Origin of the sequence: Microbacterium sp. B35-30 (genome assembly GCF_010634855.1) — a bacterium.
Lineage (GTDB): Bacteria > Actinomycetota > Actinomycetes > Actinomycetales > Microbacteriaceae > Microbacterium.
In genome coordinates this window covers 181,981-208,832 of the sequence record NZ_MWLQ01000026.1, presented here as the reverse complement: position 1 = coordinate 208,832, position 26,852 = coordinate 181,981, and the positions used below count along the sequence as shown (strand labels likewise).

Below are 26,852 nucleotides of genomic sequence, written 5' to 3'. Positions count from 1 at the left end.
CAGGCGCTTGTCGGCACTGAGCCGCAGGCGCTGGTCGTCGCCCAGCCGCGGACGGGTCATGCCACCGTGAGCGCGCGGCGCACGAGCTCCGTGAGGATGCCGCGGACCTCGTCGCTGCGCATGATGACGACGAGGAGGCCGGCGAAGGCCACCGCCGCCATGGTCGCGATGGCGTACTCCGCGGTTGCCGCACCGGCATCGTCGGCCAGTGCGCGATCGGCGCCTTGCGGGCGGAACAGCCGCTCGGCGCGTCGGCGGGTGAGACGCGGCACTGGGGTGGTGGTCCAGAGGAAGGGCATGTGGTTCTCCGTTCGATGGAAGGGGTGTGCGGGCACGGTCTGGAGTACGGACGCGATGAGGCGGCCGTGAGCGACGCGATGGCGATTTCGCCGCCGAGAGCAGGTATGCGGCGACCGGTGCGGCCGTCACAGCGAGACCGACATCGTCGACATGACGCTCAGCATCATCGGGGCGACGCCGAGAAGGAGGAACGCGGGCAGCGTGCAGACGCCGAGCGGAAGGAGCAGCCGCGAGGACAGGCGGGCGACCCGCAGTCGTCCATCGATGCGGGCGCGGTGGCGCGCGTGGGCCGCCGAGGCGCGCAGCAGCTCCACCGCCGGCACACCGGCGCTCTGCGAAAGCGCCAGCACGGCATCCACCCCGTCGCTCTCGCCGCCAGGCGCGGCAGGGTCTGCTCGCGCCGGCGCATCCCCACGCGGTTCCCCGGTGCGTGAGCCCGGGCCGCGCAGGGCGCGGGCATCGCGCACGACCGCGCGTGCGCGATCGATCGAGACGCCGCCGGTCAAGGCGATCGCGATCAGCTCGGCGTCGAGACCGGGCACGTCGCCGGCGGTCTGCGCACTGCGGACCAGCCGCGCCGTCCATCGTTGTGCGACGACGATGAGCACGGCGCCGCCGGCGAGGCAGGCGAGGCCTAGCGGGTTCGTGAACAAGGTCCCGAACGTGTCGAAGCCGAGCGCAGCGCCCAGCCCCACGGCGACCAGCGGCAGCCAGCTCATGAGACGCGCCGTGCCGGCGGGCTCGGCGAGCGCGACCCGAACGTCGTCGGCGGCCTCGTGGGCGTCGCGCAGCGCGACCGCCAGCCCGCGCAGGCACTCCGCCAGCGGCGCTCCGACGACCAGGGCGACCTGACAGGCGATCCCCACTTCACGCCAGGCGCCCGGCCCTGCGGTCGCGATCGCCTGTGGCAGCGGCATCCCTTCTCCGATCGACGACGCCACGTGCACGGCCGCCGGATCCCCGCGGTGCGCGAGATGCTCCCACGCCCGCGCCGGAGACACCCCGGCCTGCAGCAGCACCGCGAGCCGCAGCACCGTCTCGGCGACGTCAGCCGCCTGCGAGGAGGACGAACTCTTCGCCACCGGCAGCGACCGCCGGGGCGGCGCGACGCCTCGTCGCCCGCTCGTCCGCCGCGCGTGCGGCACGCGGCGCTGCGTCATTCCGCGTCCCATCGCGCCTCCTCGATTGCGAGGCGGCCGTCGCCGTCTACCACCGGACGCCCGGCCGACGCGATCCGACGCGCGCCGTTCGCACCTCGTTCGACGTGCAGCACGAGTCCGATCGCACTCGCCGCCTGGCGGGCGAGCGCCCGATCGTCGAGCCCTGCCAGGGCACCGAGCGCCTCGAGCCGCGCAGGCACGTCGTGCAGGCTGTTCGCGTGCACCGTGCCCGCGCCGCCGTCGTGACCGGTGTTGAGAGCTGAGAGCAGCTCCCGCACCTCGTCGCCACGACACTCGCCGACCACCAGCCGGTCCGGGCGCATACGCAGCGCTTCGCGCACCAGCCGCGCCAGGCCGATTCCTCCGGTGCCCTCGATGTTGGGCTGACGCGCCTCCAGACGAACGTGATGGGGATGCGCGATGCGCAGCTCGGCGACGTCTTCGATCGTGACGATCCGCTCGTGCGCCGGTGCCTCCGCGAGCAGCGCGGCGAGGAGCGTCGTCTTGCCCGCACCCGCCGCTCCGGAGACCAGCAGGTTCACCCGCCCGTCGATCGCCTCGCCGAGCCGGCGCCGGACGCCGTCGCCGAACATGCCGGCGCGCGCCAGATCGTCGAGCGTCGCGACGTCGAGGCGGGGCACGCGGATCGACAGCACCGTGCCTTCGGGGGCGATGGGCGGCAGCACCGCGTGTACGCGGATGCCGCCCTCCAGCCGGACGTCCACGCACGGCGACGCGTCGTCGATGTGACGCCCGCCGGCGCCGATGAGGGCGACGGCGAGATCGCGCACCTCTTCTTCTGTTGCGCGCCACTCGCGCGCCGAGACGGCTCCCGCGCCGCGATCGACGAACAGCCCATCAGCGCCGTTGACGAACAGGTCGGTGACATCGGGATCGTCGAGGTACGCCGCTAACGGCGCGAGTGCCGGATGCCGCACCACCGGCACCCGCGGCGGCCGCGGGGCGGATCGGCCGTCGCCAGACTGCTCTCGTCCCCGGGGCGGGGCGGCCTCCCCCGGCGCGCCCTCACGCCGGTGTGCGCCGGTGACACTCGTGCGGGCGGGCGCGTCGAGCCGCAGGGGCACCCATGCCTGCCGCGATCCGCCTCCCCCAGGTGCTCGCCCAGCGCGCCCGACCGGCACGTCGGCCACCGCCGCGCGCGCCCCGTCGGCCGCGACATCGGCGCCAGCGCCCGCGATGCGCGCCGCGGCACCGACGGGACCCGTGCCTGCGCGTCCCGACGACGGGCGGGCCGCGGCATCCCATCGGTCCTTCGCCACTGCAGCGGCGGAGACGCCGGCGCGAGGTCGGGCGACGAAAGGTGCGGACATGCTTCGACGCTAGAAGCGCCGCGCGCGGAGCACCGGTCGAGCCGGACGATCCGTGGATGAGCGGCGCAGAACCAGGGCTGGGGAGGAACGGACGCCACGCCATATCGGCGGGACCGCTCCCAGAAAAGAGTGGCGGCATCCCATGGGGGGAATGGGATGCCGCCAAGCGCGGGCCCGGAATCGGGGGGTGACGTCGGGCTCCGCAATGCCAGAATCGATGTTCGGCCAACGGTCAGCATATGCGAGGAAGGGGGCCTCACAAAACGAAAAGGAGAGGATTCTCACTGATATATCGGTCGAGTCCAACATCGCAGGGGCTACCCACTATCGGGGGTAGCCGGCTCCGGCCCCGCTGGGTACATTTCCTGGCAGACTCGCCGGCGCCCGTCGGCCTCCCTCAAGCCCGCAAAGGAGCGCGCTCCCATGACCGAACAGTCCCCCCTCACGCAGTCCAGCAGCAGCCAGATCGACCACCTCCTGAACGAGGATCGACGCTTCGCACCAAGCGACGACTTCGCCGGCAACGCCGTCGCGACCGCCGAACTCTACGAGCAGGCGAAGACCGATCGGCTCGGCTTCTGGGCTGAACAGGCGCGCGATCTCCACTGGCACCGGCCCTTCACCGAGGTGCTGGACTGGTCGAACCCGCCGTTCGCCCAGTGGTTCGCCGACGGTGAGCTCAACGTCGCCTACAACTGCCTCGACCGCCATGTCGAGGCAGGCAACGGGGACCGCGTCGCACTGCTCTGGGAGGGTGAACCCGGCGACGAGCGTCGCGTCACCTATGCCGAACTCACCGACGAGGTGAAGCGGCTCGCGAACGTTCTCGAAGGGCTCGGGATCGGTCAGGGCGACCGCGTCGCGATCTACCTGCCGATGATCCCCGAGGCGGTCGCCTCGATGCTGGCGGTGGCGCGCATCGGCGCCATCCACTCCGTCGTGTTCGGCGGCTTCTCGGCCGACAGCCTGCGCGCGCGCATCGATGACGCCGGCGCCAAGCTCGTGATCACCGCCGACGGGGGCTACCGCAAGGGCAAGGTCTCGCCGCTGAAGCCCGCCGTCGACTTGGCGCTCGGCGACCGCGGCACCGGCGCGCAGGAGACGGTCGAGCACGTCCTGGTCGTCAAGCGGGGCGACAACGAGGTCGATTGGACAGACGACCGCGATCTGTGGTGGCACGATGTCGTCCCGGCCGCCTCCGGCGAGCACGAGGCTCAGCCCTTCCCGGCCGAGAACCCGCTGTTCATCCTCTACACGTCGGGAACCACCGGAAAGCCCAAGGGCATCCTCCACACCTCCGGCGGCTACCTCACGCAGTCGGCGTTCACCAACAAGGTCGTGCACGACATCCACCCCGAGACCGACGTCTACTGGTGCACGGCCGACATCGGCTGGGTCACCGGCCACTCGTACGTCACCTACGGTCCGCTCGCCAACGGCGTGACCCAGGTGCTGTACGAGGGGACTCCGGATGCCCCGCACCCGGGTCGCTGGTGGGAGATCGTGCAGAAGTACGGGGTCACGGTGCTCTACACGGCGCCGACCGCGATCCGCTCGTTCATGAAGCTCGGCCGCGCCATCCCCCAGCAGTTCGACCTGTCATCGCTGCGGCTCCTCGGCTCGGTGGGCGAGCCCATCAACCCCGAGGCGTGGATGTGGTACCGCAAGATCATCGGCGGCAAGACGGCGCCGATCGTCGACACGTGGTGGCAGACCGAGACGGGTTCGGTCATGATCTCGGCCCTCCCCGGCGTCACCGAGACGAAGCCCGGCTCGGCGCAGGTGCCGCTTCCCGGCATCTCGATCGACGTCGTCGACGAGGACGGCACGCACGTCGGCAACGGCAACGGCGGGCTCCTCGTCGTCACGGAGCCGTGGCCGTCGATGCTGCGCGGCATCTGGGGTGACCCGGAGCGCTTCGTCGAGACGTACTGGGAGAAGTTCCAGAAGCAGGGCTACTACTTCGCCGGCGACGGGGCACGCCTCGACGATGACGGCGACGTGTGGCTGCTCGGCCGCGTCGACGACGTCATGAACGTGTCGGGGCACCGCCTGTCGACCACCGAGATCGAGTCGGCGCTGGTCGCGCACGAGGCCACCGCCGAGGCCGCCGTCGTCGGCGCCTCCGACGAGACCACCGGGCAGGCCGTCGTTGCCTTCGTCATCATCAAGCAGTCCTTCCTCGACGAGCACGATGTGGAGGGCCTGGGCCAGACGCTCCGGCAGTGGGTCGGCGAGCAGATCGGCCCGATCGCCCGCCCGCGCGACGTCTACATCGTGGGCGAGCTGCCCAAGACTCGCTCCGGCAAGATCATGCGCCGCCTGCTCCGCGACGTCGCCGAGGGCCGCGAAGTCGGCGACACGACGACGCTCGCCGACACGGCCGTCATGTCGGTGATCTCCGCCCAGGTGAAGTAGGTCGCGGGAGGCTCGGGGCGTTCGTCTCGCTCAACGACCGACATCGGACGAACGAGGAGAGCGGATGCCGCAGCCCAGGGCTGCGGCATCCGCTCTTCGTTCGCGTCGCCTGAGCGGAATGCGCGTCAGGCGTAGGAGAAGACGACCTCGACCTCGACGGGGGCGTCGAGCGGCAGCACCGGGACGCCCACGGCGGACCGCGCGTGCGTGCCCGCTTCGCCGAAGATGTCTCCGAGCACCTCGCTGGCGCCATTGATGACGCCCGGCTGCCCCGTGAACTCGGGCACGGATGCCACGAAACCCGTGACCTTCACCACGCCGGTGAGCCGGTCGACCCCGCCGACAGCGGCCGCGGCGGCGGCGATGGCGTTGAGGGCGCTCTGACGGGCGTATCCCTTCGCGTCATCCGCGGGGACGAGGCCTTCGCCCTCCCCGACCTTGCCGGTCGCCGGGAGGGCACCCGACACCATCGGCAGCTGGCCGGCGGTGTAGACGAGGTCGCCGTGCGCCTTCGCGGGCACGTAGGCGGCGACGGGCGGCACCACACCGGGAAGGGCGATGCCGAGTTCGGCGAGACGGTCGCTCACGCTCATGGTCATGCCCCCTCGAACTGCTGGGCGGCCTGGGCCGCGGCATCCAGCCCCGCGTTCTGCTGTCCGCCGCCGGCGGGGCGCTTGAAGTAGGCGACCAGGCCGCCCTCAGGACCAGGAACGACCTGGACGAGCTCCCAGCCCTGCTTGCCCCAGTTGTTGAGGATCGCGGCGGTGTTGTGGATCAGCAGGGGCGTGGTGAGGTACTCCCACGTCGTCATCGCGACTCCTCGGGTATGCGGAAAGGACGGCAGGTGAAGGCTGGGAAACACCTCGGCGGGCGCACGTCTCTGAGGGAATCGCCCAGGTATCTCCCCTACGATCAACCCTATGCCTGATACCAAACGCACGGCCACAGGTGTGCTCGGCGGCCTCGCCGGGCTCGTAGGCCTCAGCGCCGCAGCCGGTGTCCTCATCGCAGCGACCGTCACCCCCGCGGTCGCGATCACGAGCACTGCGGCCGAGCGCGCGATCACGATGTTCGACAATCTGCCGAGCTCGCTCGAGATCGACAAGCTCATGCTCCCGAGCAACTTCTACTACACCGACCCGGCGAGCGGGCAGCCGCAGCTCATGACGCAGTTCCTCGAGCAGGACCGCACGCCGGTCAACTTCGACCAGATCAACCCCGTCATGTACGACGCGCTTCTCTCCAGTGAGGACCCGCGCTACTACCAGCACGGCGGCATCGACCTCATCGGAACCACGCGCGCGCTGCTCTCCAACGCCGGAGGCGCCTCAGAGACCCAGGGCGGGTCGTCGATCAGCCAGCAGTACGTCAAGAACGTGCTGATCCAGAAGTGCGAGCAGAACGCCGCCACGGAGTACGAGACGAACGACGCCGGCGAGGTGGTCATCGACGAGGCGACCGGTCTGGCGAAGGAGAAGGTCAGCCGCGATCAGGCGCTGCTCAACTGCTGGGTCGAGGCGACGACGGCCGAAGGTGCCGAGGGATACAGTCGCAAACTGCAGGAGATGCGCTACGCGATCGCGCTCGAGCAGAAGTACTCCAAGAACGACATCCTGCTCGGGTACCTCAACATCGCCAACTTCGGCGGCATCACCTACGGCATCGAAGCCGCTGCCCGTCGATACTTCAACAGCACCGCCGCGAATCTCACCGTCGCGCAGGCGGCGACGCTCGCGGGCATGGTGCAGAATCCGAACAGCTACCGCATCGACAAGGTCGGCGGATCGATCACCAGCTCCGACGGAACGACCTTCAACAAGGCACCGGACGGCGTGATCGACGAGGGCGCCAAGCTCGGCGTCCTGGATGACCTCGTCGCCTCCGGTGAGATCACCGAAGAGCAGAAGCTCGCCGCCGCCGACGGATACACCTCGACGAAGGTGCGCCAGCTCTACGTGCTGAGTCGCCTGCTCGAGGACGGCAAGATCACGCGCGAGCAGTACGTCGAGGCGGCCGCCTGGCCCATCACGCCCGATGTCGTCGAACCCAAGACCGGTTGCGCGAATGCGGGAGGCGCGGCGTATTTCTGCCAGTACGTCAAGTACGTGATCCTCAACGACCCCGCGTTCGGTGAGACCGTGGAAGCGCGTCAGGACACCCTCCAGCGCGGCGGACTCAGCGTCTACACGACCCTCGACCCGCGCATCCAGGGCCCCGCCGAGCAGGCGATGGCCACCTACGCGCCGACCAGCATCCAGATGCGGCAGGGGACGACCCAGCCGCAAGCGGGCCGCTTCGGCTCGACCACGGTCAGCATCGAGGCGACGACCGGGCGGGTCCTGGCGATGGCGCAGAACACGAAGTTCAGCGAGGATGCCGCCAATGCCCCGGACTGGAATTTCTCGTCGCAGGTGTATGCCGGCGACCAGACCTTCGGCGCGTCGACCGGCTTCAACGCGGGATCGACGTTCAAGCTCTTCACGCTCCTCGACTGGCTCGAGAAGGGCCACTCCGTGAACGAGACGCTCAACGGCACGCTGCGCATCTTCAAGAAGATGACCGTGTGCGGCGAGACCTGGTTGAACACAGCCACGAAGCCGACGGGCAACTTCGGCAAGGACCCCGGACGGATCGGCACTCCGATGCAATTCACTGCCTCGTCGCTGAACACCGGCTACTTCGCCATGGCCGAGAAGCTCGACCTCTGCGACATCGGAAACGTCGCCACCAAGCTGGGCGTCATCGATACGTACAGCAACGCGCCGGTCAAGATGGACGGCCTCAACACCGTCATCGGCACGGCCAACGTGTCGCCGCTCGCGATCGCCGAGGCCTACGCGACGGTCGCCAACAACGGCGTGTACTGCCAGCCGCAGGTGATCGACCGCGTGACCGATTCGGACGGCAACGAACTGCCGAAGCCGCAGCGCGCGTGCAGCCCGGTGGTGGATCCGAAGGTGGCGGCGACCGCGGCCTACGCGCTGCAGGGTGTGATGAACGGCGGAACCGGTGCTCAGGGCAAGCCGCGCGACAACGTGCCGCTCATCGGCAAGACCGGTACCCACGAAGAGCTCCAGTCGTGGCTGGTCGAGTCCAGCACCAAGGTCGCGACCGCGACCTGGGCAGGCAACGTCCAGGGCGGTGGGGACATCTTCAAGACCTCCCACAACGGGGTTCGTCTCTCCGACATCCGCTACCGCATCACCCGGGACGTCCAAGGCGCGGCCAACGCCGCGTACGGCGGCGACCGGTTCGCGACCCCTGACAACGACCTCATCAAGGTGCAGCTGACGGACCTCCCCAACGTAGTCGGCCAGACGATCGAGCAGGCGACGAAGACCCTGACCGACGCCGGCTTCACGGTCGAGGTCGGCGGGCCAGTCGACTCCAACCAGCCCGCGGGCGTCGTGGGTGCCCAGAACCCCGGAGCCGGGAAGGTCGCGGGTGGCACTACGGTCACCATCAACCCCAGCAACGGCGAGGGCCTCACGGTCCCCGACGTATCGGGTCGCTCGCTCGAGGACGCCAAGAAGGCCCTCCGCAGCGCAGGCTTCGGCAACGTCGGCGACGGCACCTGCACCGCTGACGTCAGCGCCGGTGCGCAGACGCGCACGAGCGGGACCAACCCCGCCGCCGGCAGCGCCGTGAACCGCAACACGGCGATCGCCGTCGACTACACCGCCGCGGTCTGCGGCGGCGGCGGAGGCCGCGGCCCTGGCGGCGACGGCGGTGACGACGACTAGTGCCGTCTGCAGCAACTCGCACCGCCCTCACCGTGCTCGGCACGGTGGGGGCGGTCGGTGCAGGAGCCGCGATCTGGGGCGTCGGCATCGAGCGCTACCTCTTCACCGTCCGCTTCCATGAGGTGCCGGTCCTTGCCGCCGGAGCGGCGCCGATCCGCGTCCTCCACCTGTCCGACGCGCACATGGCGCCCTGGCAGCACCGCAAGCAGGAGTGGATCGCGGCCCTCGCCGAGCTCCAGCCCGACCTCGTGGTCAACACCGGCGACAACATGGGCCACGCCGAAGGGCTTCGCGGCCTGCGCGCGGCGTTCGATCCGCTGCGCGGCATCCCGGGCGTCTTCGTCCACGGCTCGAACGACCATGCCTCCCCTTCGCCGCGCAACCCGCTGAAGTACTTCACCGGGCCGTCGAAGGTGAAGCACACGTCCGAGCCCCTCGACACCCAGGCGCTCGACGACTACCTGACCGACGAGCTCGGCTGGCTCGATCTCAACAATCGTGTCGGGGCTCTGGATGCCGCCGGCCGCCGCATCGCGGCCTTCGGCGTCAGCGACGCCCACCGTGAGTGGGACAAGCTCGAGGTACTCCCCGGGCTGCTGTCGGAACTGCGCAGCAACGAGTCCGCCGATCTCACGATCAGTGTCACCCACGCGCCGTACCGGCGCGTGCTCGACGACTTCGTCGATCTCGGCGCCGACGCCGTCTTCGCCGGCCACACCCACGGCGGGCAGGTGCGTGTGCCCGGCTTCGGCGCGCTCGTCGCCAACTGCGACATTCCGCTGAAGCAGGCGCGCGGGCTGAGCACATGGACGCACGAGGGGCGCACCGTTCCCCTGAACGTCAGCGCCGGTCTCGGACACTCGATTTATGCCCCCGTGCGCTTCGCCTGCCGGCCGGAGGCGTCACTCCTGACGCTCGTCCCCTCGGCGTAACGCACGGTTCCTCCCCAGAGCGGGCGCACGGGCGTTCATCCACAGATCCGTCCGGCAGCGGCGGACGCCGGGCGGCGCTCGCGCAGTCTCTATGTGTGCCGAAGAAACATCGAACACCTCTCGATCCCACACCCCGACCCCTGATCATGCGGCTGCTGTTCGCCCGCCTCCCACTGCCCGCCTACGTACTGATCCTCGCCGGGCTCGTCGTGCTCCTGGTCATCGACGTCGTGGCGCCGCCGCGCGCCGATGCGGCGGAGCGAGGCGTCGGGTTCGGCACGTGGGCGCCCATCTCGGCCTACGGCTGGCACGGCTCGATGCTCATCGACGGCGTCCACACCTACTGCATCACTCCGGGCGCGCCCGCTCCGACCGGACCGAGCACCGACCACGGGATCAGCGGCTCCGCCGCGGGGCTGTCGCTGCAGCAGCTCGCCGGGATCAACCACCTCGTGTCCAACTACGGACAGACCGAAGATCCCGTTCAGGCGGCCGCGGTGGCGTGGGCGGTCAAGGCCATCGCGAACCGCGAGGAGACGCTCCATGCGTTCGGGTACCGCGGCGATTCGCTGGCTGAGGCCATCCATTGGACGCTCTCCGCGCTCGCGCCACAGCACGATCGGGCCGTGCAGGAGCGCGCAGTCGCCTACTACGACGAGGCCACCCGCGCCGCACCGACGCCGACCACGGCGAGCGGAAGTCTGGTGTTCTCGACGGATGCCGCCGACCACCGCAGCGGCACGGTGCGGGTTGACGCAACGAGCGCGGCAACCGGGACGGTGACGCTCGTGAACGCCGTCTTCACCGACTCGGGGTCACCGACACTCGACGGGGCGTCCGTGGGGAGCACGCACTCGATCCGGACGGTGCCGCCGGCAGAAGGGCGGGCGTACGCGGTGAGCGGCACCGGCCGCTTCCGAGCCGGCCTTCCCGCTGCCGTGCGCCACTACACGACGCCGGGTGGGCAGCAGACGGCCGGCCCTGCCGGCGTGATCGAGTTCGAGGTTGCAGGAGCCGACGCCGCCCCGCGCGTCCCGCCGTTCTCGCCGAGCATCTCGACGCGGGTGCCCAGGCGAGAGACGGCGGGAGGTCCGTATGTCGACGAGGTGACCTTCGCCGCGGAGGCGGGATCATGGCCGCGGGCCGAGGACGGGTCGTATCTGCCCGTGACCGCCGGCGCCGTCGTCTACCGGACCGACGTGGAGCCGGCGCCTGGCTCGGCAGTCCCTGCCGAGGCATCCATCGTCGGCACGCTGCGCGTGACGACCGATCCGCTCATCGGTCCGGCGGGCCCGTACACCGTCACTTCCCCTTGGGGAATGACCGCACCGGGCTTCTACACGGCGGTATGGAGCGTGAGCGCCGCCGACCAGGTCGCCGCAGTCGTCGCCCACACCGGGCCGGATTTCGTCTGGGTCGAGCGCTTCGGCGAGCCGTCGCAGATCGCCGTCGTCGCGCCTTCTCCCACCGAGCCGACTCCCCCACCGCCCGCGCCGGCGGAGACCCCTGCTCCCGCCGGAGAGGTCGCTCAGAACCCGCCGTCGACCGCTCTCGCCGTCACGGGAACGGATACCACCGCCGTCCGGGGGCCTGCGGCGATCGCCATCGGACTGCTCAGCATCGGCATCGCGATCGTCGCGTCCCGTCGACCCCGGTTCGGAGCACGCCCCGTGATCAGGTAGACTCATGGGGTTGTCAAACGGGGTGTGGCGCAGCTTGGTAGCGCGCTTCGTTCGGGACGAAGAGGCCGCAGGTTCAAATCCTGTCACCCCGACATCAGAGAGGCTCCGCCGGAAGGCGGAGCCTCTCGCATGAAAGGACGGACGCCGTGGCCGACAGCAACTCGCCCCTTCTGGTGGCGTTCGACCTCGATGACACCCTGGCTCCGTCGAAGAGCCAGATCGACCCACGCATCGGCGAACTGCTGATCGCCCTGGCCGAGCGCGTCGAGGTGGCGATCATCTCGGGCGGCCAGCTGGCTCAGTTCACGACGCAGGTCGTCGACCGTCTTCCGGATGCCTCGGCCGCCGCCCGCTCGCGGATGCACCTCCTGCCTACCTGCGGCACCCAGTACTACCGCCTGACCGAGGACGAGGTCGTCACCGTCTACAAGCGCTCGCTGACTGACGACCAGAAGTCCCGCGCACTCGCCGCCGTCGAGGGAGAGGCCCGTCGCCTCGGACTCTGGGAGTCCGAGACCTGGGGCGACATCCTGGAGGACCGCGGCTCGCAGATCACGTTCTCGGCGCTGGGCCAGCAGGCGCCGGTCGCGGCCAAGATGGCCTGGGATCCGACCGGCGAGAAGAAGAACGCCCTCCGGGCGGCCGTGGCCGCTCTGCTCCCCGATCTCGAGGTGCGCTCCGGCGGCTCGACGTCGGTCGACATCACCGAGCAGGGCATCGACAAGGCTTACGGCATGCGTCAGCTCGCCGAGCAGACCGGCATCGCCCTCGACGACATGCTCTTCGTCGGCGACCGTCTCGATCCGGACGGCAACGACTACCCCGTCCTCGCGATGGGCGTCGCCTGCCACGCGGTCGACGGCTGGGAGGACACCGCCGTGTACCTGGAGCAGCTCATCCCCACGCTCCCCGTCCGCGTCTGACCCGACTGCCACGCGCTGGCGTGAGCCCCATGCGTTTCGTCTCGCTCGTTCCTCGCTCGCTCAACGACCGGATCAAGGCAGCGGTCGTTGAGCGAGCGAAACGTCGAAGGGATCAGCCCTGAGGGCGCGACGCGGTGCCCTTCGACGCGGTGGTCTTCGCGGGACCGGATGCCGCAGCATCCGTCTTCCCGTTCGCCGTCGTCCGCGGGGACCGCGCCGCGGCACCTGACGCCACGCGCACGCGCGGTGCGCCGCCGCCGACGGCCTCGGCCGACGCGCCCGCGAGGGGCATGAGGCGGGTGAGCTGCGTGACGTGGCGCGGCTCCAGCTCGGCGATGGACGAGACTCCGAGGAGCTTCATGGTGCGCTCGATCTCGCTGCGGAGGATGGCGATCGTGCGGTCGACGCCCTGACGCCCGCCGGCCATGAGCCCGTAGAGGTATGCGCGGCCGATCAGCGTGAACTTGGCGCCGAGCGCGATCGATGCCACGATGTCGGCGCCGTTCATGATGCCGGTGTCGACCATGACCGTGGCGTCCTTGCCGACCTCGCGCACCACCTCGGGCAGAAGGCGGAACGGAATCGGCGCGCGGTCGAGCTGACGGCCGCCGTGGTTCGACAGGATGATGCCGTCGACGCCGGCATCGATGAGCCGCTTCGAGTCGTCGATGTTCTGGACGCCCTTGACCACGATCTTGCCCGGCCAGATGTCGCGGATGATCGCGAGGTCGTCGTAGCTGATCGTCGGGTCCATCGCGGAGTTGAGCAGTTCGCCCACGGTGCCGCCCGTCGTCGAGAGGGAGGCGAACTCGAGCTTCGGCGTGGTGAGGAAGTCGTACCACCACCACGGCCGCGGGATCGCGTTGATGATCGTGCCGAGGGTCAACTGGGGCGGGATGGAGAACCCGTTGCGCTTGTCGCGCAGGCGCGCGCCCGCGACGGGCGTGTCGACGGTGAACTGCAGCGTGTCGAAGCCGGCGGCCGCCGCGCGGCGCGCAAGGTTGTACGAGATCTCGCGGTCGCGCATGACGTACAGCTGGAACCAGTTGCGTCCGTGCGGGTTGGCCTTCTTCACGTCCTCGATCGACGTCGTGCCGAGCGTCGAGAGCGTGAACGGGATGCCGGCGGCACCGGCCGCACCCGCCCCGGCCGTCTCGCCCTCGGTCTGCATGAGCCGCGTGAAGCCGGTCGGCGCGATGCCGAACGGCAGCGCCGACGGACCGCCGAGGATCTCGGTCGACATGTCGACGTACTCGGCCGGACGCAGGATGTCGGGGTGGAACTCGACGTCCTCGAACGCCTGGCGCGCACGGGCGAGCGAGAACTCGCCCTCGGCGGCGCCGTCGGTGTAGTCGAAGGCCGCTTTGGGTGTGCGGCGCTTGGCGATCGTCCGGAGGTCGTGGATCGTCAGCGCCGCCTCGAGCCGGCGCTTGCGGCCGTCGAGTTCGGGCTTCTTGAACTGCATGAGCTCGAGCAGCTCTGCGGGCTTGGGGAGTTGGCGCTGGACCATGGGGGTGCCTTTCAGGAGGTCGGATCCGTCGCGGCGGGTCCGGGGACGGGGGTGGCGGCGCGTGCGAGGCCCGCCGATGCGTAGTAGCCCACGATGTGGTCGTGGACGAGGGTGCGGGCACGGGCCGCATCGCCCGCGTCGACGGCGTCGAGGATCGCGTGGTGCTCGCGGCGCAGGCGGTCGGCGGCGGCATCCCATTCGGCGATGCCGGCGGCACCCGCCTGGACGTACGACTCGATCGCCGTGCGCAGGCCCGCCATCATGGCGGCGATCACGACGTTGCCCGACGCCTCGGCCAGGGCAAGGTGCAGCTGGGCGTCGAGCGCCAGAAACTCCGGCGCCGTGAGGTCGGCGGCGTCCATCGCATCGAGGATGTCGCGCGCCCGGGCCGTCGTGAGCGCCGGGTCGGTCGCGACCGCGTCGACGACAGCGGACTCCAGCACGAGGCGGGTCGCGACGACGTCGTCGAAGGGGAAGCCCTGCGCGGCCACTTGCAGCCGCAGCAGTGCCGACATGCCGCCCTCGGGCGTCGCGATGATGATCGCGCCGGATGTCGGCCCGGAGCCGGTGGCGGTGCGGATGAGCCCCATCACCTCGAGCACGCGCAGCGCCTCGCGGACGCTGGAACGGCCGACGCCGAGGTTGGCGGCGAGCTCGCGCTCGGGGGCGAGCCGGTCGCCCGGCCGCAGCGCGCCGTCGAGCAGATCGGTCTCGATCTTCTCGAGCACGACGCGCCAGGCGCGCGCCGGGGCGATCGCCGGCGGCGGGGTTGGGGTCACTGCCACGGATCTCCTCATCGTCGTCGGATCCGCCTGCTCTCCTCGCTGAAGAGCCCGGTGTTCGGTCAAGATCGCGTGTGGTCAGACCACGATAACTTGTGGTCGGACCACAGACAACCCACGATGACGGGAGATGTCGCCCCGGGGCGATACTCTGACGCCATGGATCCCCTCCCCCTCGTCCTCATCGTCGCGGGCGTCGCTGCCGCGTTCTGCTGGATCACCTCCCTCATCACCAACGAGACGTCGTGGATCGACAGGATCTGGTCGATCGTCCCGGTGATCTACGTGTGGATCTTCGCCGCTGCCGCCATCGCCGCCGGAGTCGACGCGACCCGATTGGTCGTGATGGCCGTGCTGGTCACCGCCTGGGGCGTGCGGCTCACCTTCAACTTCGCGCGCAAGGGCGGCTACACCGGCATGGAGGACTACCGCTGGGCGGTCCTGCGCGGACGCATGAAGCGGTGGCAGTTCCAGGTGTTCAACCTGCTCTTCATCGTCGGATTCCAGAGTGCTCTGCTGGTGCTCATCTCGCTGCCGGCCTTCATCGCGTGGCAGCATCCGGTGCCGTTCAACGGATGGGATGCCGCATTCGCGGTCGTCTTCGCCGCGTTCCTTGTCGGCGAGACCATCGCCGACCAGCAGCAGTGGACCTTCCACCAGGCGAAGAGGGCAGCCGGCGGCACGCTGGAGCCCGGGTTCCTGACGACAGGGCTGTTCGCGTACAGCCGCCACCCCAACTTCTTCTTCGAACAGGCGCAGTGGTGGGCGTTCTACGCTCTCGGCGCGGTCGCCCTCGTCGCCGACGGCGGCAGCTGGCTCAACTGGACCATTGCCGGCCCGGCACTGCTGACCGTGCTGTTCATCGGTTCGACACTGTTCACCGAGTCGATCTCGGCCGGGAAGTACCCCGCCTACCGGGAGTACCAGCGCACCACGTCGATGCTGCTCCCCCTCCCCCGTCGCCAGGGGCGCGCGCCGGAGACCGCCTGACCGGCGCCATGCCGAGAGTCACTCCAGGCGTCCACCGGACGCGCGGAGGTAGTCCTCGGCGCAGAGCGACTCGTAGGTGATGCGGTCGGCGGTGAGCTCGTCGATCGCCACCTGGTCGCCGTCGAAGACGAAGCGTCCGCCGACGAGACGCGCGTTGAAGAGCGCCTTGCGGCCGCACCGGCAGATCGTCTTGAGCTCTTCGAGGCTGTGGGCGAGCTCCAGCAGTCGCGCCGAGCCGGGGAACGCCTGCGTCTGGAAGTCGGTGCGGATGCCGTACGCGAGGACCGGCACGCCGTCGAACACGACGATCCGCAGCAGGTCGTCCACCTGTTCACGCGTGAGGAACTGCGCCTCGTCGATGAGAAGGCAGGCGACGTCGACCTCGTGCTCGAGCGCCTCGGGGACGAGGGTGTCGGCCGCCTCGGCCTTGACTCGCGCGCGATGCTCGGCGAACAGCGCCCGGATGTCGTCGTCGGGGCCCACGAGGAAATCGGCGGTGCGCTTGACGCCCAGGCGGCTGTCGATCTGATCGGCGCCCTTCGTGTCGATCAGCGGCTTGGCCAGCAGCACGTGCTGGCCGCGCTCCTCGTAGTTGTACGCGGCCTGAAGGAGCGACGTCGACTTGCCGGAGTTCATCGCCCCGTAGCGGAAGTAGAGCTTTGCCACGGATCGAGCGTAGTCGCTGGCGCGTCCGCGCCTCTGCGCCGGCGGGCCGTCAGAGAGGGGGCGCCGCGCGCTCCCACGGCTCGATCGCACCCGTCCGCTCCACGAGACCGGCTGACTAGGCGGTGAGCGCGAGCGTCTCCGCGGTCTCGCCGAGCAGCTCCTGCGCGACCGCGGGACGCGCGTTGAGGGTGTCGCCGTAGGTCGGGATCAGCTCGCGGAGGCGCGGCTCCCAGGCGTCGATGCGGTCAGGGAAGCAGGTCTTCAGCAGCCCGAGCATGATCGACACCGCGGTCGACGCACCCGGGGACGCGCCCAGCAGGCCCGCGATCGTGCCGTCGGCGCCGGTGACGACCTCGGTGCCGAATTGCAGCACGCCGCCCTTCTCGGGATCCTTCTTCATCACCTGGGCGCGCTGGCCGGCCTGGATGATCTCCCAGTCCTCGTCCTTCGCGGTCGGCATGAAGACGCGCAGGCTGTCGACCTTCTTCGCGTGGTTCTTCAGCAGCTCGCCGACCAGATAGGTGATGAGGCTCGGGTTGTCCCAGGCGACCTTGAGCATGGGGCCGAGGTTGCCGGGCCGCACCTGACCGACGATGTCGAACCAGGAGCCCGTCTTGAGGAACTTGGGGCTGAACGTCGCGAACGGTCCGAAGAGAAGAGAGGCCTCGCCGTCGACGACGCGCGTGTCGAGGTGCGGCACCGACATGGGCGGGGCGCCCACGGATGCCTGCGAGTACACCTTGGCCTGGTGCTGGGCGACGACCGCCGGGTTGGAGGTCTTCAGGAACTGCCCGCCGATCGGGAACACCCCGTAGCCCGAGATCTCGGGGATGCCGGAGCGCTGCAGCAGCTTGAGCGCCCAGCCGCCGGCGCCGACGAAGACGAACTTCGCGCGGATCTCGCCCGGTGCGCGGCCGACGGTGCGGCGGTACTTCACACGCCAGGTGCCATCGGGCAGGCGCTTCAGGCGGCGCACCTCGGTGTTGATGCGCACGTCGGCGCCATTCTCGGCGAGCCGGTCGATGAGCTGGTGGGTCAGCGCACCGAAGTCGACGTCCGTGCCCGCCGGCATCCTGGTCGCTGCGAACGGCTCACCCTTGCGGCGCTTCTGCATGAGGAGCGGCGCCCACTGGTTGATGACGCGCGAGTCCTCGCTGTACTCGATGCCGGCGAACAGCGGCTCGTCCTTGAGCGCCTCGTAGCGCTTCTTGAGGTAGGCGACATCCTTCTCGCCGCGCACGAACGTCATGTGCGGGGTGGAGTTGATGAACGTCGACGGAGCATCGAGCACGCCCGCTTCGACGAGCGACGACCACAGTTGGCGGCTCTGCTGGAACTGCTCGTTGATCGAGATCGCCTTGGCGGGGTCGACGGTGCCGTCCTTGTTCTCCGGCATGTAGTTCAGCTCGCAGAGCGCCGCGTGACCCGTGCCGGCGTTGTTCCAGGGGTTCGAGCTCTCCTGCGCGACATCGCTCAGCCGTTCGAAGACGGCGATCTTGAGGTCGGGCTGCAGCTGCTGCAGCAGCGTGCCGAGCGTCGCACTCATGATGCCGCCGCCGATCAGCAGAACGTCGACCGTCCCCGTAGGGAGATCGCTGTCGTCAGGGCTGGGCAGGGCGTCGGAGGGCGTTTCGGTCACCAGATGATTCTAGTTCCGCCGGAAAGCACCCCCGACCGGGCGCCGGCTCCTCCCCCGAAAGTCCTGCGGTTCTTGCCGAAACGACAAGCGAGCGGATGCCGCTCAGCGCGGAATCCGCTCGCCCTCGAGTCGTCGGAGCGCAGGTCAGGCGCTGACGCCCAGATTCACCGCGACGAGCTCCGCGATCTGCACGGCGTTGAGCGCCGCACCCTTGCGCAGGTTGTCGTTCGAGATGAAGAACACCAGTCCCTTGCCCTCGGGCGCAGACTGGTCGGCGCGGATGCGACCGACGTAGGCCGGGTCGGTGCCGGCAGCCTGCAGCGGCGTGGGCACCTCCTCGAGCTTCACACCGGGGGCGCTCGAGAGCACCTCACGCGCGCGCTCGGGCGTGATGTCGCGGGCGAACTCAACGTTGATGCTCAGCGAGTGGCCGGTGAAGACCGGCACGCGCACGCACGTTCCGGCGACCCGCAGGTCGGGCAGCTCGAGGATCTTGCGGCTCTCGTTGCGGAGCTTCTTCTCTTCGTCGGTCTCGTTGAGTCCGTCGTCGACGAGGCTGCCGGCGAAGGGGATGACGTCGAAGGCGATGGGCGCGATGTACTTCTCGGGCTGGGGGAAGTCCAGCGCCGAGCCGTCGCGGGCGAGGCGCTCGACATCCCCCTGAGCGAGCACGCCCTCGACCTGGCCGAGCAGCTCCTGAACGCCGGCAAGACCCGAACCGCTCACGGCCTGATACGTGCTCACGATGAGGCGCTGGAGACCGGCCTCGTTGTCGAGCACCTTCAGTGCCGGCATGGCGGCCATGGTGGTGCAGTTGGGGTTCGCGATGATGCCCTTGCGCGCCTCGGCGATGGCGTGGGGGTTGACCTCGCTCACGACGAGCGGAACGTCGGGGTCCATGCGCCACGCGCTGGAGTTGTCGATCACGATGGCGCCCGCCTCGGCGAAGCGCGGCGCGTGCGCACGGCTGCCGGTGGCACCGGCCGAGAACAGGGCGATGTCGATGCCGCCGAGCTCGGCGGTGGCGACATCCTCCACGGTCACGGCCTGGCCCTGGAAGATGATGTCGGATCCGGCCGAACGTGCGGTCGCGAAGGCGCGGATCTCGCGCACCGGGAACCCGCGCTCCTCGAGGATGTCGATCATCGCGCCGCCGACCTGGCCGGTGGCGCCGACGATGGCGACGGAGAGTCCTGAATCGGAGATGCGGGTCATGGTGTTCCTCAGCGTGGGCACAAGCGTGGAGCGGACGCGCGGGCACCGTCGGACGCGCGGGGTTGCCCGATTCTACCGCCCTGCCGCAGCAGCAAGGTGCGCCGTTACCGTCGGCGGTACTCGTTCACGACGACACCCGTCTCGAACGGGCGGGACCGCTCCAGCGCGAACCGGGTCGGCACGTACCGGCCCGCGAACAGGGGGATGCCGTCCCCGAAGACGAACGGGTTGACCTTCACCACCAGGCGGTCGATGAGATCCACGAGCTGTGCGGCGAGCACTCCTCCCCCGCACAGCCAGATGTCGCCGCCGCTCTGCTGCTTGAGCGCGGTGACGACCTGCCGCGGGTCCTCGTCGGTGAACCGCACGCCCTCAGCGCCCGCCGGCGCGCTTCGCGTGCGGGAGAACACGATCTGCTCGAGGTGCGAGTACGGGCTCGGCATATCCGGCAGACCAACGGCGTAGGTGTTCCAGCCCATCAGAACCGTGGAGATGGAGCCCCGGCGAACGTCGAGCCCGAGAGCCTGATGGATCGGCTCCGGAATGGTGTCACCCCACTCAGGGGTGAGGACCTCAGCGTGATCGCCCTCGCTCAGGAAGGATTCGAAGCCGTGCGTCGGCGAAGCGATCCGGCCGTCCAGGCTGACGGCGACGTAGTAGACGAGTTCTCGCATGATCTTCTTTCACAACATGTGTAGTGGTTACTCGATCACAGTAACGGTTGGCCGGAGTATTCACAACACCTGTCGTGAATCAGCTACAGTGCACGCATGGCTAGGAACGATGCCCGCCGGGCCGAACTGGCTGACGCTGCGATCGCCGTGGTCGCCGACGAGGGGATGCGCGGCCTCACGCATCGCGCCGTCGATGCGCGCGCCCACGCGCCGATGGGCACCGCATCCAACTACTTCCGGTCACGGGACGCGCTGACCGACGCCATCGTCACGCGGATCGGCGAGAGACTCACCCCGGCTCCGGATGTACACGAGGAACTGGCCGCGCGCGTCCCCGGGCCCGAGCTCTTCGCGGACTACCTCCGCGACATCGTCCGCCGGCTGCTGGGCGACCGGCAGGTCGCGCTCGCACTGTTCACACTGCGGCTGGAGGCGGCGCGCAATCCCACCGTCGCCGACCGCTTGGGCCGTTGGATGCGTGCGGGCTTCGAGGCCGATGTCGCCTTCAACCGCGACGCGCGTCTACCAGGGGAGGCTTTCGACATCGCGCTGTTCCATTACGCGATCGACGGATTGATCCTCGACCGGCTCACGGTGCAGATCGACCCCGAGACGTCCACCGACGCCGTCGTCGACGCCTTCGTCGACGGGCTGCTCCGGGGCAGGATGTCGTCGTGAGGCTCGCGACCGGGCGCACCCGCGACGTCGCCTGATCTTCGAGCGGATCAGCGGACGCCGCAGCCGAAGCGGGTCAGCGACCGGAGCCGGCGTAAACGGTCGCCTCGATGTCGCCGTCCAGGCCGTACGCGGTGTGGACGACGCGCGCCGCCTCGGCGAGGTCGTCGCCGCGGACCACGACCGAGATGCGGATCTCGGAGGTCGAGATCATCTCGATGTTGATGCCCGCGACGCTCAGCGCCTCGAACAGCGTGGCCGAGACACCCGAGTGCGTGCGCATGCCGGCGCCGACGACCGAGAGCTTGCCGATCTGGTCGTCGTGGACGAGATTCTCGAACCCGATGTCGGACTGGTCGCCGGCGAGCGCCTTGAGCGCCGTCGCCGCGTCGGTCTTGGGGAGGGTGAACGAGATGTCGGTGCGGCCGGTGGCCGCGGCCGACACGTTCTGGACGATCATGTCGACGTTGGCGCCGGACTTGGCGATGACCTTGAAGATCTCCGCTGCCTTGCCCGGCACATCGGGCACGCCGATGACGGTGATCTTGGCCTGGCCGAGGTCGGTGGCGACCCCGGCGACGATCGGCTCTTCCATCTCTTCTCCCTTTTCGCCCTGGGGAACGCTCATCCCCGGGCCGAGCACATAGGTCCCCACGCTCGAGCTGAACGTGGAGCGGGCGTGGATCAGCACACGGTGGCGGCGCGCGTACTCGACGGCGCGGATGTACAGGACCTTCGCGCCGTTGGCGGCCAGCTCGAGCATCTCCTCCGCCGACACGACGTTCAGCTTCTTGGCCCTCGGCACGACGCGGGGGTCGGCGGTGAAGATGCCGTCGACGTCGCTGTAGATCTCGCAGACATCGGCCTCGAGGGCCGCGGCGAGGGCGACAGCGGTGGTGTCGGAGCCGCCGCGTCCGAGCGTCGTGATGTCGCGGGTGTCGCGGTTGAACCCCTGGAAGCCGGCGACGATGACGATCGCGCCCTCGTCGAGGGCCTCGCGCAGGCGGATCGGCGTGACGTCGACGATGCGCGCGGAGCCGTGGTCGGCGGTCGTGATCATGCCGGCCTGGCTGCCGGTGAACGAGCGCGCCTCGAAGCCCATCGAGTGGATGGCCATCGCCAGCAGCGCCATCGAGATGCGCTCTCCGCTCGAGAGCAGCATGTCGAGTTCTCGCGGGGCCGGGATCGGGGCGACCTGCCCGGCGAGGTCGAGCAGCTCATCCGTGGTGTCGCCCATCGCACTGACGGCGACGACGACGTCGTGGCCGGCGCGGCGCGTGTCGACGATGCGCTTGGCGACGCGCTTGATGCTCTCGGCATCGGCGACCGACGATCCGCCGTACTTCTGGACGATCAGCGCCACATCGAACTCCACGCGTCTATGTCAAAGGCGAGAACGGATGCCGCACTCGAGCTGAGGAACTTCACCCAGGCATCCATCTTACGGACGCGCCCATGCACGCCCGGCCATGTGTCGCGAGGGCGCCTCCTGTCGCGGGAGCGCAGACGTCGCAGCGACTCGGCGGGGCGCGGATCCGAATCCGGCCGGGCGCGGATCCGAGGGCCGCCGCTAGCATCCGAGCATGGAGCAGATCGAGGCGTGGTCGGAGTTCAACGTCGCCATGGTCGGTGCGACGGCGGCCCTCGCGGGTCTTGTGATCGTGGCGGCCAGTGTCAACATCGGCGACATCATCAAGGAGGCCTCCCTCACGGCGCGGCTCGCCGCGGGGATCTCCGGCCTCGTGCTCGCGCTCATCGGCTCGGCGATCGGGCTGATCCCGGGGGTCGGACTCCTCCCCTACGGTGTGGCGATGATCCTGCTCGCGCTCGTGGCGGGGGTGTTCCAGGCGCAGGCGGCACGGCGCATCTTCGAGAACCGGCATCCCGCCAACCGGCTTCGCCTGGGCAAGTCGGCGGTGGGGTTCCTCGCTCCGCTCGCCTACCTGATCGGCGGCGGGCTGCTGGCGGCGGGCCGGACGGACGGACTCATGTGGTTCGCTGTCGGCTCGATCGTCGCGATCGTCGCCGCACTGCTGGTGTCGTGGATCGTGCTCGTGGAAGTTCTCCGCTGACCGCGATGACGGATGCCGCGGGTCGCGGGTCGCGGCGGCACGATCACCTCGGCCCGATCGGCGGCAGGTCGGCCACGGGCTTGCGGGCTCGCACGACGCCGCCGGTGGCGGCGAGCCAGCACCCGGCGACGACCAGCGGGAAGCCGATCAGGAGGCCGAGTGTCAGCGGCTCGCCGAGGATGAGGGTGCCGAGCACGATCGCCACGACCGGGTTGACGTAGGTGAACAGGGGCGCGCGCACCGGACCGACGCGTGCGATCAGCGCGAAGAAGGTGATGAACGCGAGAGCGGTGCACAGCACCGCGAGCGCGATGAGCGACACGGTGCCCTCGATCGTCGGCACCTGGTGCTGGGTGAGGAACGCGATCGGCGTGTAGAAGATGCCGACCGCGAGGAGGGCGAGGGTGATCGAGCCGAGGGACGGCACATCACGCAGCTTGGTCGCGATGACGAACGGTGCGATGGCGTAGAGCAGGGCGACCAGGAGCACCTCGCCGACCGCGATGAGCCCAGCGCCGCCCTCGATGGAGAGCCCCGGACCCGCCACGATCACGAACACCCCGATGAAGCCGATGAAGAGCCCGATGCTGCGGGCGGGGCTCAGCACCGAGCGGTCGCCGCCGCCGAACGCGATGATCGCGGCGAACAGCGGGACGGTCGCCACGAGGAGGCCGGTCAGCCCGGACGGCAGCGTCTGCTCGGCATGTCCGAGGAGGAGGAAGGGCCCGGCCATCTCGATGGCACCGAACACCAGCACCCAGCCGATCTTCGCGAACGCGGGGCGCAGCGCCTTCTGCCGGATGGCGAACGGCAGCAGCAGCAGCGCGCCGAGGAGCGTGCGGCCCGCCACCACCGCGGCGGGCGAGTACGACTCCACGGCGATGCTGATGAACAGATACGGGATGCCCCACAGCACCGCCATCGCGGCGAACAGCAGCCACGCACGCGTGTCGAAGCGCTGCGAGGAGTTCATTTGGTGCCTCTCCGTGAAGGGATGGAGGCCGGTGCGCAGATCGCCCGGCCCCGACGCTCGGTATTCCAGCTTCGGGCGACCGAGCGGTGGAGGGCGAGGCGGCCGACCGCCAATCTACGGCGGAGTTCCGACATCCTCCCGGGTCAGACCGACCGTCGTCCTTCGAACGCGCGGCCGAGCGTGACCTCGTCGGCGTACTCGAGGTCGCCGCCGACCGGCAGGCCCGATGCCAGACGCGTGACCGAGATCTCGAGTGTGCGCAGCAGCCGGCTCAAGTAGGTCGCCGTCGCCTCACCCTCGAGATTCGGGTTCGTCGCGAGGATGACCTCCTGCACCGTGCCGTCGGCGAGCCGCTGCATGAGCTGCGTGATGCGCAGGTCGTCGGGGCCGACGCCGGCGATCGGGCTGATGGCGCCGCCGAGGACGTGGTACAGCCCTCGGAACTCCCGCGTTCGCTCGATCGCGGCGACGTCCTTCGCATCTTCCACGACGCAGACGAGCGTCTGGTTGCGGCGCGGGTCGCGGCAGATCGAGCACCGCTCCTGCTCGGAGACGTTGCCGCACACCTCGCAGAAGCGCACGCGCTCGCGCACCACACTGAGCAGCTCGGCGAGATGCGACACGTCGAAGTTGGGCGTCTGCAGGATGTGGAACGCGATGCGCTGCGCCGACTTGGGACCGATCCCGGGCAGGCGGCCGAATTCGTCGATGAGGTCTTGGACGATGCCGTCGTACATGGGCTAGCTGAACCTCGTCGGCGGCTCGTAGGGCTCCTCGCGCAGGAACGTGGCTCCGAGCACCTGGCGCACCACCGCCTCGCCGTAGCGCTGCACGCCGCCATTGCGCGTCGTGACCGCCGGAGTCAGGGGCGGTGCGACCGTCGGCGGCACCGGGACGTCGGCGACGACATCCGGCTGGTCGTCTTCGGTCTCGTCGTCGTCGCGCTCGACGGAGGGGACGACCTCGGTGCGCGGAAGCACGTCGCCCTCGCGGGGCGGCGCCAATGTCGCCACGCGCGTCGCCGTGGCCGCTGCATCTTCGGGCTCGTCGTCGACCGCGAACTGGCCGGGCGTCTCGACAGGCATCGCCGCCGGGCCCGGGTCGGGCGGTGGAGCGTCGTCGTCGGAGGGGATCGCGGCGACGGCCCAATCGGTGACCGGTGCGGCCGCAGCAGAGGCGGCGGACGGCGCGGCGTGTGCCGACGGGCGAGACGCGCGCGCCGACGCCGGCCGGCCGGCCGTCGAGCCGCCGGGTGCTGCGGCGCGGGACGCCGACGCGGGCGCCTGCGCCTGCGCCGGCGGCGAAGCGGATGCCTGCGGCGAGACAGATGCCTGCGGCGACACGGATGCCTGCGGCGACACGGATGCCTGCGGCGACGGGGTCGGCGCGGTGGAGGCCGCGCGCCGCGACGCGAGCGCTTCCGTTGCGGACGATTCACGCTGCTCCTGGCGCCCGGGAACCGCCGCGGCGCGACCGCCCGCGGGACCCGCCGAGTCACCCGAGCTGCCCGCAGCGGGACCGCCCGGCCCACCGCCGGCATCATGACGGGCGATGTACTTCACACGGATGCCGAGCACAGCCAGAATCGCCTGGCGAAGGTCTTCGCTGGGGCCCTTGCCAGCGGCGAGCTGCTTGAACTTGGCGACGTCGCTCTGGCTGGCGAACGCCAGCGTCAGCACGTCATCGTCGAGCGCTGCGGTGCGCGCACCCGACGCGAGCATCCACGACGAGCGGCTGACGTTCTCGAGGTGGCCGAGCACCTGCGGCCAGGCCGCTTGCAGCCGCTCGAGCGTGACCGGTCCGGCCGGCGCCGGCTCGGCGGGCGCGGTGGTCGGCGCCGCGGACTGTGTCGCGGTGGTCGGCGCAGGCGCGGTGGTGGGCGCTGGAGCGGTGGTCGGCGTGGCAGCGGGAGCGGGCGCGGGCGCGGCGGCCGGCGCACTCACGGCGGCGGGCGTCGCGGTAGCGGTGGGCGCAGCCGCGGGCACCGCCGCAGGCGCACTGCCCGCTCCGCGCGCGAGCACGCGCGCGACCATGAGCTCGAGCTGGAGCCGGGGCGAGGTCGCGCCGGTCATGTCATCGAGCGTGGCGATGACGAGGTCGGCGATGTGCGAGAGACGCGACGTGCCGAACGCGTCGGCCTGACGCTGCATGCGCGCGAGGTCCTCGGCGGACACGCCACGCAGCACCGCGGCAGCGCCCTGACCGGTCGCCGACACGACGATGAGGTCGCGCAGGCGCTCGAGCAGATCGTCGACGAAGCGGCGCGGGTCCTGACCGGTCTGCACGACGCGGTCGACCGCCGCGAACGCCGCCGCGGCGTCGGAGCCGGCGAAGGCGTCGACCACCTCGTCGAGCAGCTCGGCGTGCGTGTAGCCGAGCAGCGCGACGGCGCGCGCATACGTGACCTTCGCGTCCTCGGAGCCGGCGATCAACTGGTCGAGCAGCGACAGCGTGTCTCGCGGGGAGCCGCCGCCGGCGCGCACGACGAGCGGCAGCACGCCCCGCTCGACGTCGACGCCCTCCTGCCCGCACAGCTGCTCGACGTACTCGAGCATGGCCGCCGGCGGCACCAGGCGGAACGGATAGTGGTGGGTACGCGAGCGGATCGTGCCGATGACCTTCTCGGGCTCGGTCGTCGCGAAGATGAACTTGACGTGGTCGGGCGGCTCTTCGACGAGCTTGAGCAGGGCGTTGAAGCCCTGCGGCGTGACCATGTGCGCCTCGTCGAGGATGAAGATCTTGAACCGGTCGCGGGCCGGGGCGAACACGGCCCGCTCGCGCAGGTCGCGGGCGTCGTCGACGCCGTTGTGGCTCGCGGCGTCGATCTCGACGACGTCGAGCGAGCCACCGCCGCCGCGGCCGAGCTCGACGCAGCTGTCGCACTCGCCGCAGGGCGTGTCGGTCGGTCCCTGGGCGCAGTTCAGGCAGCGCGCCAGAATGCGCGCCGACGTGGTCTTTCCGCAGCCTCGAGGGCCCGAGAAGAGGTACGCGTGCCCGACCCGGTCGCTGCGCAGCGCCGTCATGAGCGGTTCGGTGACCTGCGACTGCCCGATCATCTCGCCGAACGACTCGGGTCGGTAACGGCGATAGAGGGCGGTGGTCACTCCCCCAGCCTACGGCGTGGTGCCGACATCGCGGTGGCCGCTCGCGCCGCCTGCTAGATTGCT

General features: G+C 70.1%; 23 protein-coding genes and 1 tRNA gene. 9 read left to right on the top strand and 15 right to left on the bottom strand.

From position 1 onward, the window contains the following. Positions 1-56: 56 nt before the first annotated feature. The 3 genes from B2K11_RS15140 to B2K11_RS15130 form a co-directional block, all read right to left on the bottom strand. Complete coding sequence (locus B2K11_RS15140; protein WP_163619325.1) at positions 57-299, bottom strand: DUF4244 domain-containing protein; 243 nt, start codon at positions 297-299, stop codon at positions 57-59. A gap of 126 nt (positions 300-425) precedes the next feature. Then, positions 426-1,472 carry a type II secretion system F family protein gene (locus tag B2K11_RS15135; RefSeq protein WP_239526101.1) on the bottom strand — a complete coding sequence of 349 codons (1,047 nt, stop codon included), beginning with the start codon at positions 1,470-1,472 and terminating at the stop codon, positions 426-428. Continuing rightward, the gene (locus B2K11_RS15130; RefSeq protein WP_163619365.1) at positions 1,457-2,407 is read right to left on the bottom strand and encodes a TadA family conjugal transfer-associated ATPase; all 951 of its coding nucleotides are present in this window, start codon (positions 2,405-2,407) and stop codon (positions 1,457-1,459) included. The genes B2K11_RS15135 and B2K11_RS15130 overlap by 16 nt, the downstream gene beginning before the upstream one ends. A gap of 807 nt (positions 2,408-3,214) precedes the next feature. Between B2K11_RS15130 and acs the strand changes: the two genes are divergently transcribed. Further along, positions 3,215-5,209: an acetate--CoA ligase gene (gene acs / locus B2K11_RS15125; protein ID WP_163619323.1), complete on the top strand. Its 1,995-nt coding sequence runs from the start codon at positions 3,215-3,217 to the stop codon at positions 5,207-5,209. Positions 5,210-5,334: 125 nt separating this feature from the next. Here acs and B2K11_RS15120 read toward each other — a convergent pair whose 3' ends face one another. Then, positions 5,335-5,802, bottom strand: coding sequence for a RidA family protein (locus tag B2K11_RS15120; RefSeq protein ID WP_163619322.1), 468 nt, complete (start codon positions 5,800-5,802; stop codon positions 5,335-5,337). Positions 5,803-5,804: 2 nt separating this feature from the next. Beyond that, complete coding sequence (locus tag B2K11_RS15115; protein ID WP_163619321.1) at positions 5,805-6,020, bottom strand: DUF4177 domain-containing protein; 216 nt, start codon at positions 6,018-6,020, stop codon at positions 5,805-5,807. Positions 6,021-6,129: 109 nt separating this feature from the next. Between B2K11_RS15115 and B2K11_RS15110 the strand changes: the two genes are divergently transcribed. From B2K11_RS15110 to B2K11_RS15090, 5 genes are all read left to right on the top strand, one after another. After that, positions 6,130-8,952 (top strand): transglycosylase domain-containing protein, encoded by a 2,823-nt coding sequence (locus B2K11_RS15110; protein ID WP_163619319.1) that lies wholly within the window; start codon positions 6,130-6,132, stop codon positions 8,950-8,952. Continuing rightward, positions 8,952-9,884, top strand: a complete 933-nt coding sequence (locus tag B2K11_RS15105) for a metallophosphoesterase (protein WP_163619317.1) — start codon at positions 8,952-8,954, stop codon at positions 9,882-9,884. Before B2K11_RS15110 ends, B2K11_RS15105 begins: the two co-directional genes overlap by 1 nt. 95 nt (positions 9,885-9,979) lie before the next feature. Then, positions 9,980-11,566, top strand: coding sequence for a hypothetical protein (locus B2K11_RS15100; RefSeq protein ID WP_163619315.1), 1,587 nt, complete (start codon positions 9,980-9,982; stop codon positions 11,564-11,566). 18 nt (positions 11,567-11,584) lie between these two features. Then, positions 11,585-11,658: transfer RNA gene (locus tag B2K11_RS15095), tRNA-Pro, on the top strand. Positions 11,659-11,712: 54 nt separating this feature from the next. After that, positions 11,713-12,489 carry an HAD-IIB family hydrolase gene (locus B2K11_RS15090; protein ID WP_163619313.1) on the top strand — a complete coding sequence of 259 codons (777 nt, stop codon included), beginning with the start codon at positions 11,713-11,715 and terminating at the stop codon, positions 12,487-12,489. A gap of 112 nt (positions 12,490-12,601) precedes the next feature. Here the strand turns inward: B2K11_RS15090 and B2K11_RS15085 are convergent, their stop codons facing one another. Together B2K11_RS15085 and B2K11_RS15080 are read right to left on the bottom strand one after the other, a co-directional pair. Next, complete coding sequence (locus B2K11_RS15085; RefSeq protein ID WP_163619311.1) at positions 12,602-13,999, bottom strand: alpha-hydroxy acid oxidase; 1,398 nt, start codon at positions 13,997-13,999, stop codon at positions 12,602-12,604. Between the two features lie 11 nt (positions 14,000-14,010). Then, the gene (locus B2K11_RS15080; RefSeq protein WP_239526100.1) at positions 14,011-14,784 is read right to left on the bottom strand and encodes an FCD domain-containing protein; all 774 of its coding nucleotides are present in this window, start codon (positions 14,782-14,784) and stop codon (positions 14,011-14,013) included. Between the two features lie 156 nt (positions 14,785-14,940). On the opposite strand from B2K11_RS15080, the gene B2K11_RS15075 reads away from it, so the two are divergent. Continuing rightward, positions 14,941-15,771 carry a DUF1295 domain-containing protein gene (locus B2K11_RS15075; RefSeq protein WP_163619307.1) on the top strand — a complete coding sequence of 277 codons (831 nt, stop codon included), beginning with the start codon at positions 14,941-14,943 and terminating at the stop codon, positions 15,769-15,771. An 18-nt stretch (positions 15,772-15,789) separates the two neighbouring features. On the opposite strand, the gene B2K11_RS15070 is transcribed toward B2K11_RS15075, so the two are convergent. The 4 genes from B2K11_RS15070 to B2K11_RS15055 form a co-directional block, all read right to left on the bottom strand. After that, a complete protein-coding gene (locus tag B2K11_RS15070) occupies positions 15,790-16,437 on the bottom strand; it encodes a thymidine kinase (RefSeq protein WP_163619305.1) in 648 nt (215 codons plus the stop codon). Positions 16,438-16,552: 115 nt separating this feature from the next. Continuing rightward, a complete protein-coding gene (locus tag B2K11_RS15065; RefSeq protein ID WP_275575861.1) occupies positions 16,553-18,052 on the bottom strand; it encodes a malate:quinone oxidoreductase in 1,500 nt (499 codons plus the stop codon). A gap of 168 nt (positions 18,053-18,220) precedes the next feature. Next, positions 18,221-19,291: an aspartate-semialdehyde dehydrogenase gene (locus tag B2K11_RS15060; protein ID WP_163619301.1), complete on the bottom strand. Its 1,071-nt coding sequence runs from the start codon at positions 19,289-19,291 to the stop codon at positions 18,221-18,223. Positions 19,292-19,395: 104 nt separating this feature from the next. Further along, on the bottom strand, positions 19,396-19,965 hold the full coding sequence (locus tag B2K11_RS15055; protein ID WP_163619299.1) for a dihydrofolate reductase family protein: 570 nt from the start codon (positions 19,963-19,965) through the stop codon (positions 19,396-19,398). 96 nt (positions 19,966-20,061) lie between these two features. On the opposite strand from B2K11_RS15055, the gene B2K11_RS15050 reads away from it, so the two are divergent. Continuing rightward, positions 20,062-20,643, top strand: a complete 582-nt coding sequence (locus tag B2K11_RS15050) for a TetR/AcrR family transcriptional regulator (RefSeq protein ID WP_163619297.1) — start codon at positions 20,062-20,064, stop codon at positions 20,641-20,643. A 73-nt stretch (positions 20,644-20,716) separates the two neighbouring features. On the opposite strand, the gene B2K11_RS15045 is transcribed toward B2K11_RS15050, so the two are convergent. Then, positions 20,717-22,003 carry an aspartate kinase gene (locus B2K11_RS15045; RefSeq protein ID WP_163619363.1) on the bottom strand — a complete coding sequence of 429 codons (1,287 nt, stop codon included), beginning with the start codon at positions 22,001-22,003 and terminating at the stop codon, positions 20,717-20,719. Positions 22,004-22,223: 220 nt separating this feature from the next. Between B2K11_RS15045 and B2K11_RS15040 the strand changes: the two genes are divergently transcribed. Then, on the top strand, positions 22,224-22,712 hold the full coding sequence (locus B2K11_RS15040) for a hypothetical protein (protein WP_163619295.1): 489 nt from the start codon (positions 22,224-22,226) through the stop codon (positions 22,710-22,712). 43 nt (positions 22,713-22,755) lie between these two features. Here B2K11_RS15040 and B2K11_RS15035 read toward each other — a convergent pair whose 3' ends face one another. The 3 genes from B2K11_RS15035 to B2K11_RS15025 form a co-directional block, all read right to left on the bottom strand. Next, entirely contained in the window at positions 22,756-23,685 is a 930-nt protein-coding gene (locus B2K11_RS15035; protein WP_163619293.1) for a DMT family transporter, read from the bottom strand. Positions 23,686-23,828: 143 nt separating this feature from the next. Beyond that, entirely contained in the window at positions 23,829-24,422 is a 594-nt protein-coding gene (gene recR, locus B2K11_RS15030) for a recombination mediator RecR (protein ID WP_163619292.1), read from the bottom strand. A 3-nt stretch (positions 24,423-24,425) separates the two neighbouring features. Continuing rightward, on the bottom strand, positions 24,426-26,789 hold the full coding sequence (locus B2K11_RS15025; protein WP_163619290.1) for a DNA polymerase III subunit gamma and tau: 2,364 nt from the start codon (positions 26,787-26,789) through the stop codon (positions 24,426-24,428). Between the last annotated feature and the right edge of the window lie 63 nt (positions 26,790-26,852).

Bases quoted from the DNA above. Each gene is read 5' to 3' on its own strand.
- B2K11_RS15110 (WP_163619319.1), top strand. From the start codon at position 6,130: ATGCCTGATACCAAACGCACGGCCACAGGTGTGCTCGGCGGCCTCGCC.
- B2K11_RS15040 (WP_163619295.1), top strand. From the start codon at position 22,224: ATGGAGCAGATCGAGGCGTGGTCGGAGTTCAACGTCGCCATGGTCGGT.
- B2K11_RS15050 (WP_163619297.1), top strand. From the start codon at position 20,062: ATGGCTAGGAACGATGCCCGCCGGGCCGAACTGGCTGACGCTGCGATC.
- B2K11_RS15115 (WP_163619321.1), bottom strand. From the start codon at position 6,020: ATGACGACGTGGGAGTACCTCACCACGCCCCTGCTGATCCACAACACC.
- B2K11_RS15120 (WP_163619322.1), bottom strand. From the start codon at position 5,802: ATGAGCGTGAGCGACCGTCTCGCCGAACTCGGCATCGCCCTTCCCGGT.
- B2K11_RS15060 (WP_163619301.1), bottom strand. From the start codon at position 19,291: ATGACCCGCATCTCCGATTCAGGACTCTCCGTCGCCATCGTCGGCGCC.
- B2K11_RS15085 (WP_163619311.1), bottom strand. From the start codon at position 13,999: ATGGTCCAGCGCCAACTCCCCAAGCCCGCAGAGCTGCTCGAGCTCATG.
- B2K11_RS15035 (WP_163619293.1), bottom strand. From the start codon at position 23,685: ATGAACTCCTCGCAGCGCTTCGACACGCGTGCGTGGCTGCTGTTCGCC.
- acs (WP_163619323.1), top strand. From the start codon at position 3,215: ATGACCGAACAGTCCCCCCTCACGCAGTCCAGCAGCAGCCAGATCGAC.
- B2K11_RS15135 (WP_239526101.1), bottom strand. From the start codon at position 1,472: ATGGGACGCGGAATGACGCAGCGCCGCGTGCCGCACGCGCGGCGGACG.
- recR (WP_163619292.1), bottom strand. From the start codon at position 24,422: ATGTACGACGGCATCGTCCAAGACCTCATCGACGAATTCGGCCGCCTG.
- B2K11_RS15055 (WP_163619299.1), bottom strand. From the start codon at position 19,965: ATGCGAGAACTCGTCTACTACGTCGCCGTCAGCCTGGACGGCCGGATC.
- B2K11_RS15075 (WP_163619307.1), top strand. From the start codon at position 14,941: ATGGATCCCCTCCCCCTCGTCCTCATCGTCGCGGGCGTCGCTGCCGCG.
- B2K11_RS15140 (WP_163619325.1), bottom strand. From the start codon at position 299: ATGCCCTTCCTCTGGACCACCACCCCAGTGCCGCGTCTCACCCGCCGA.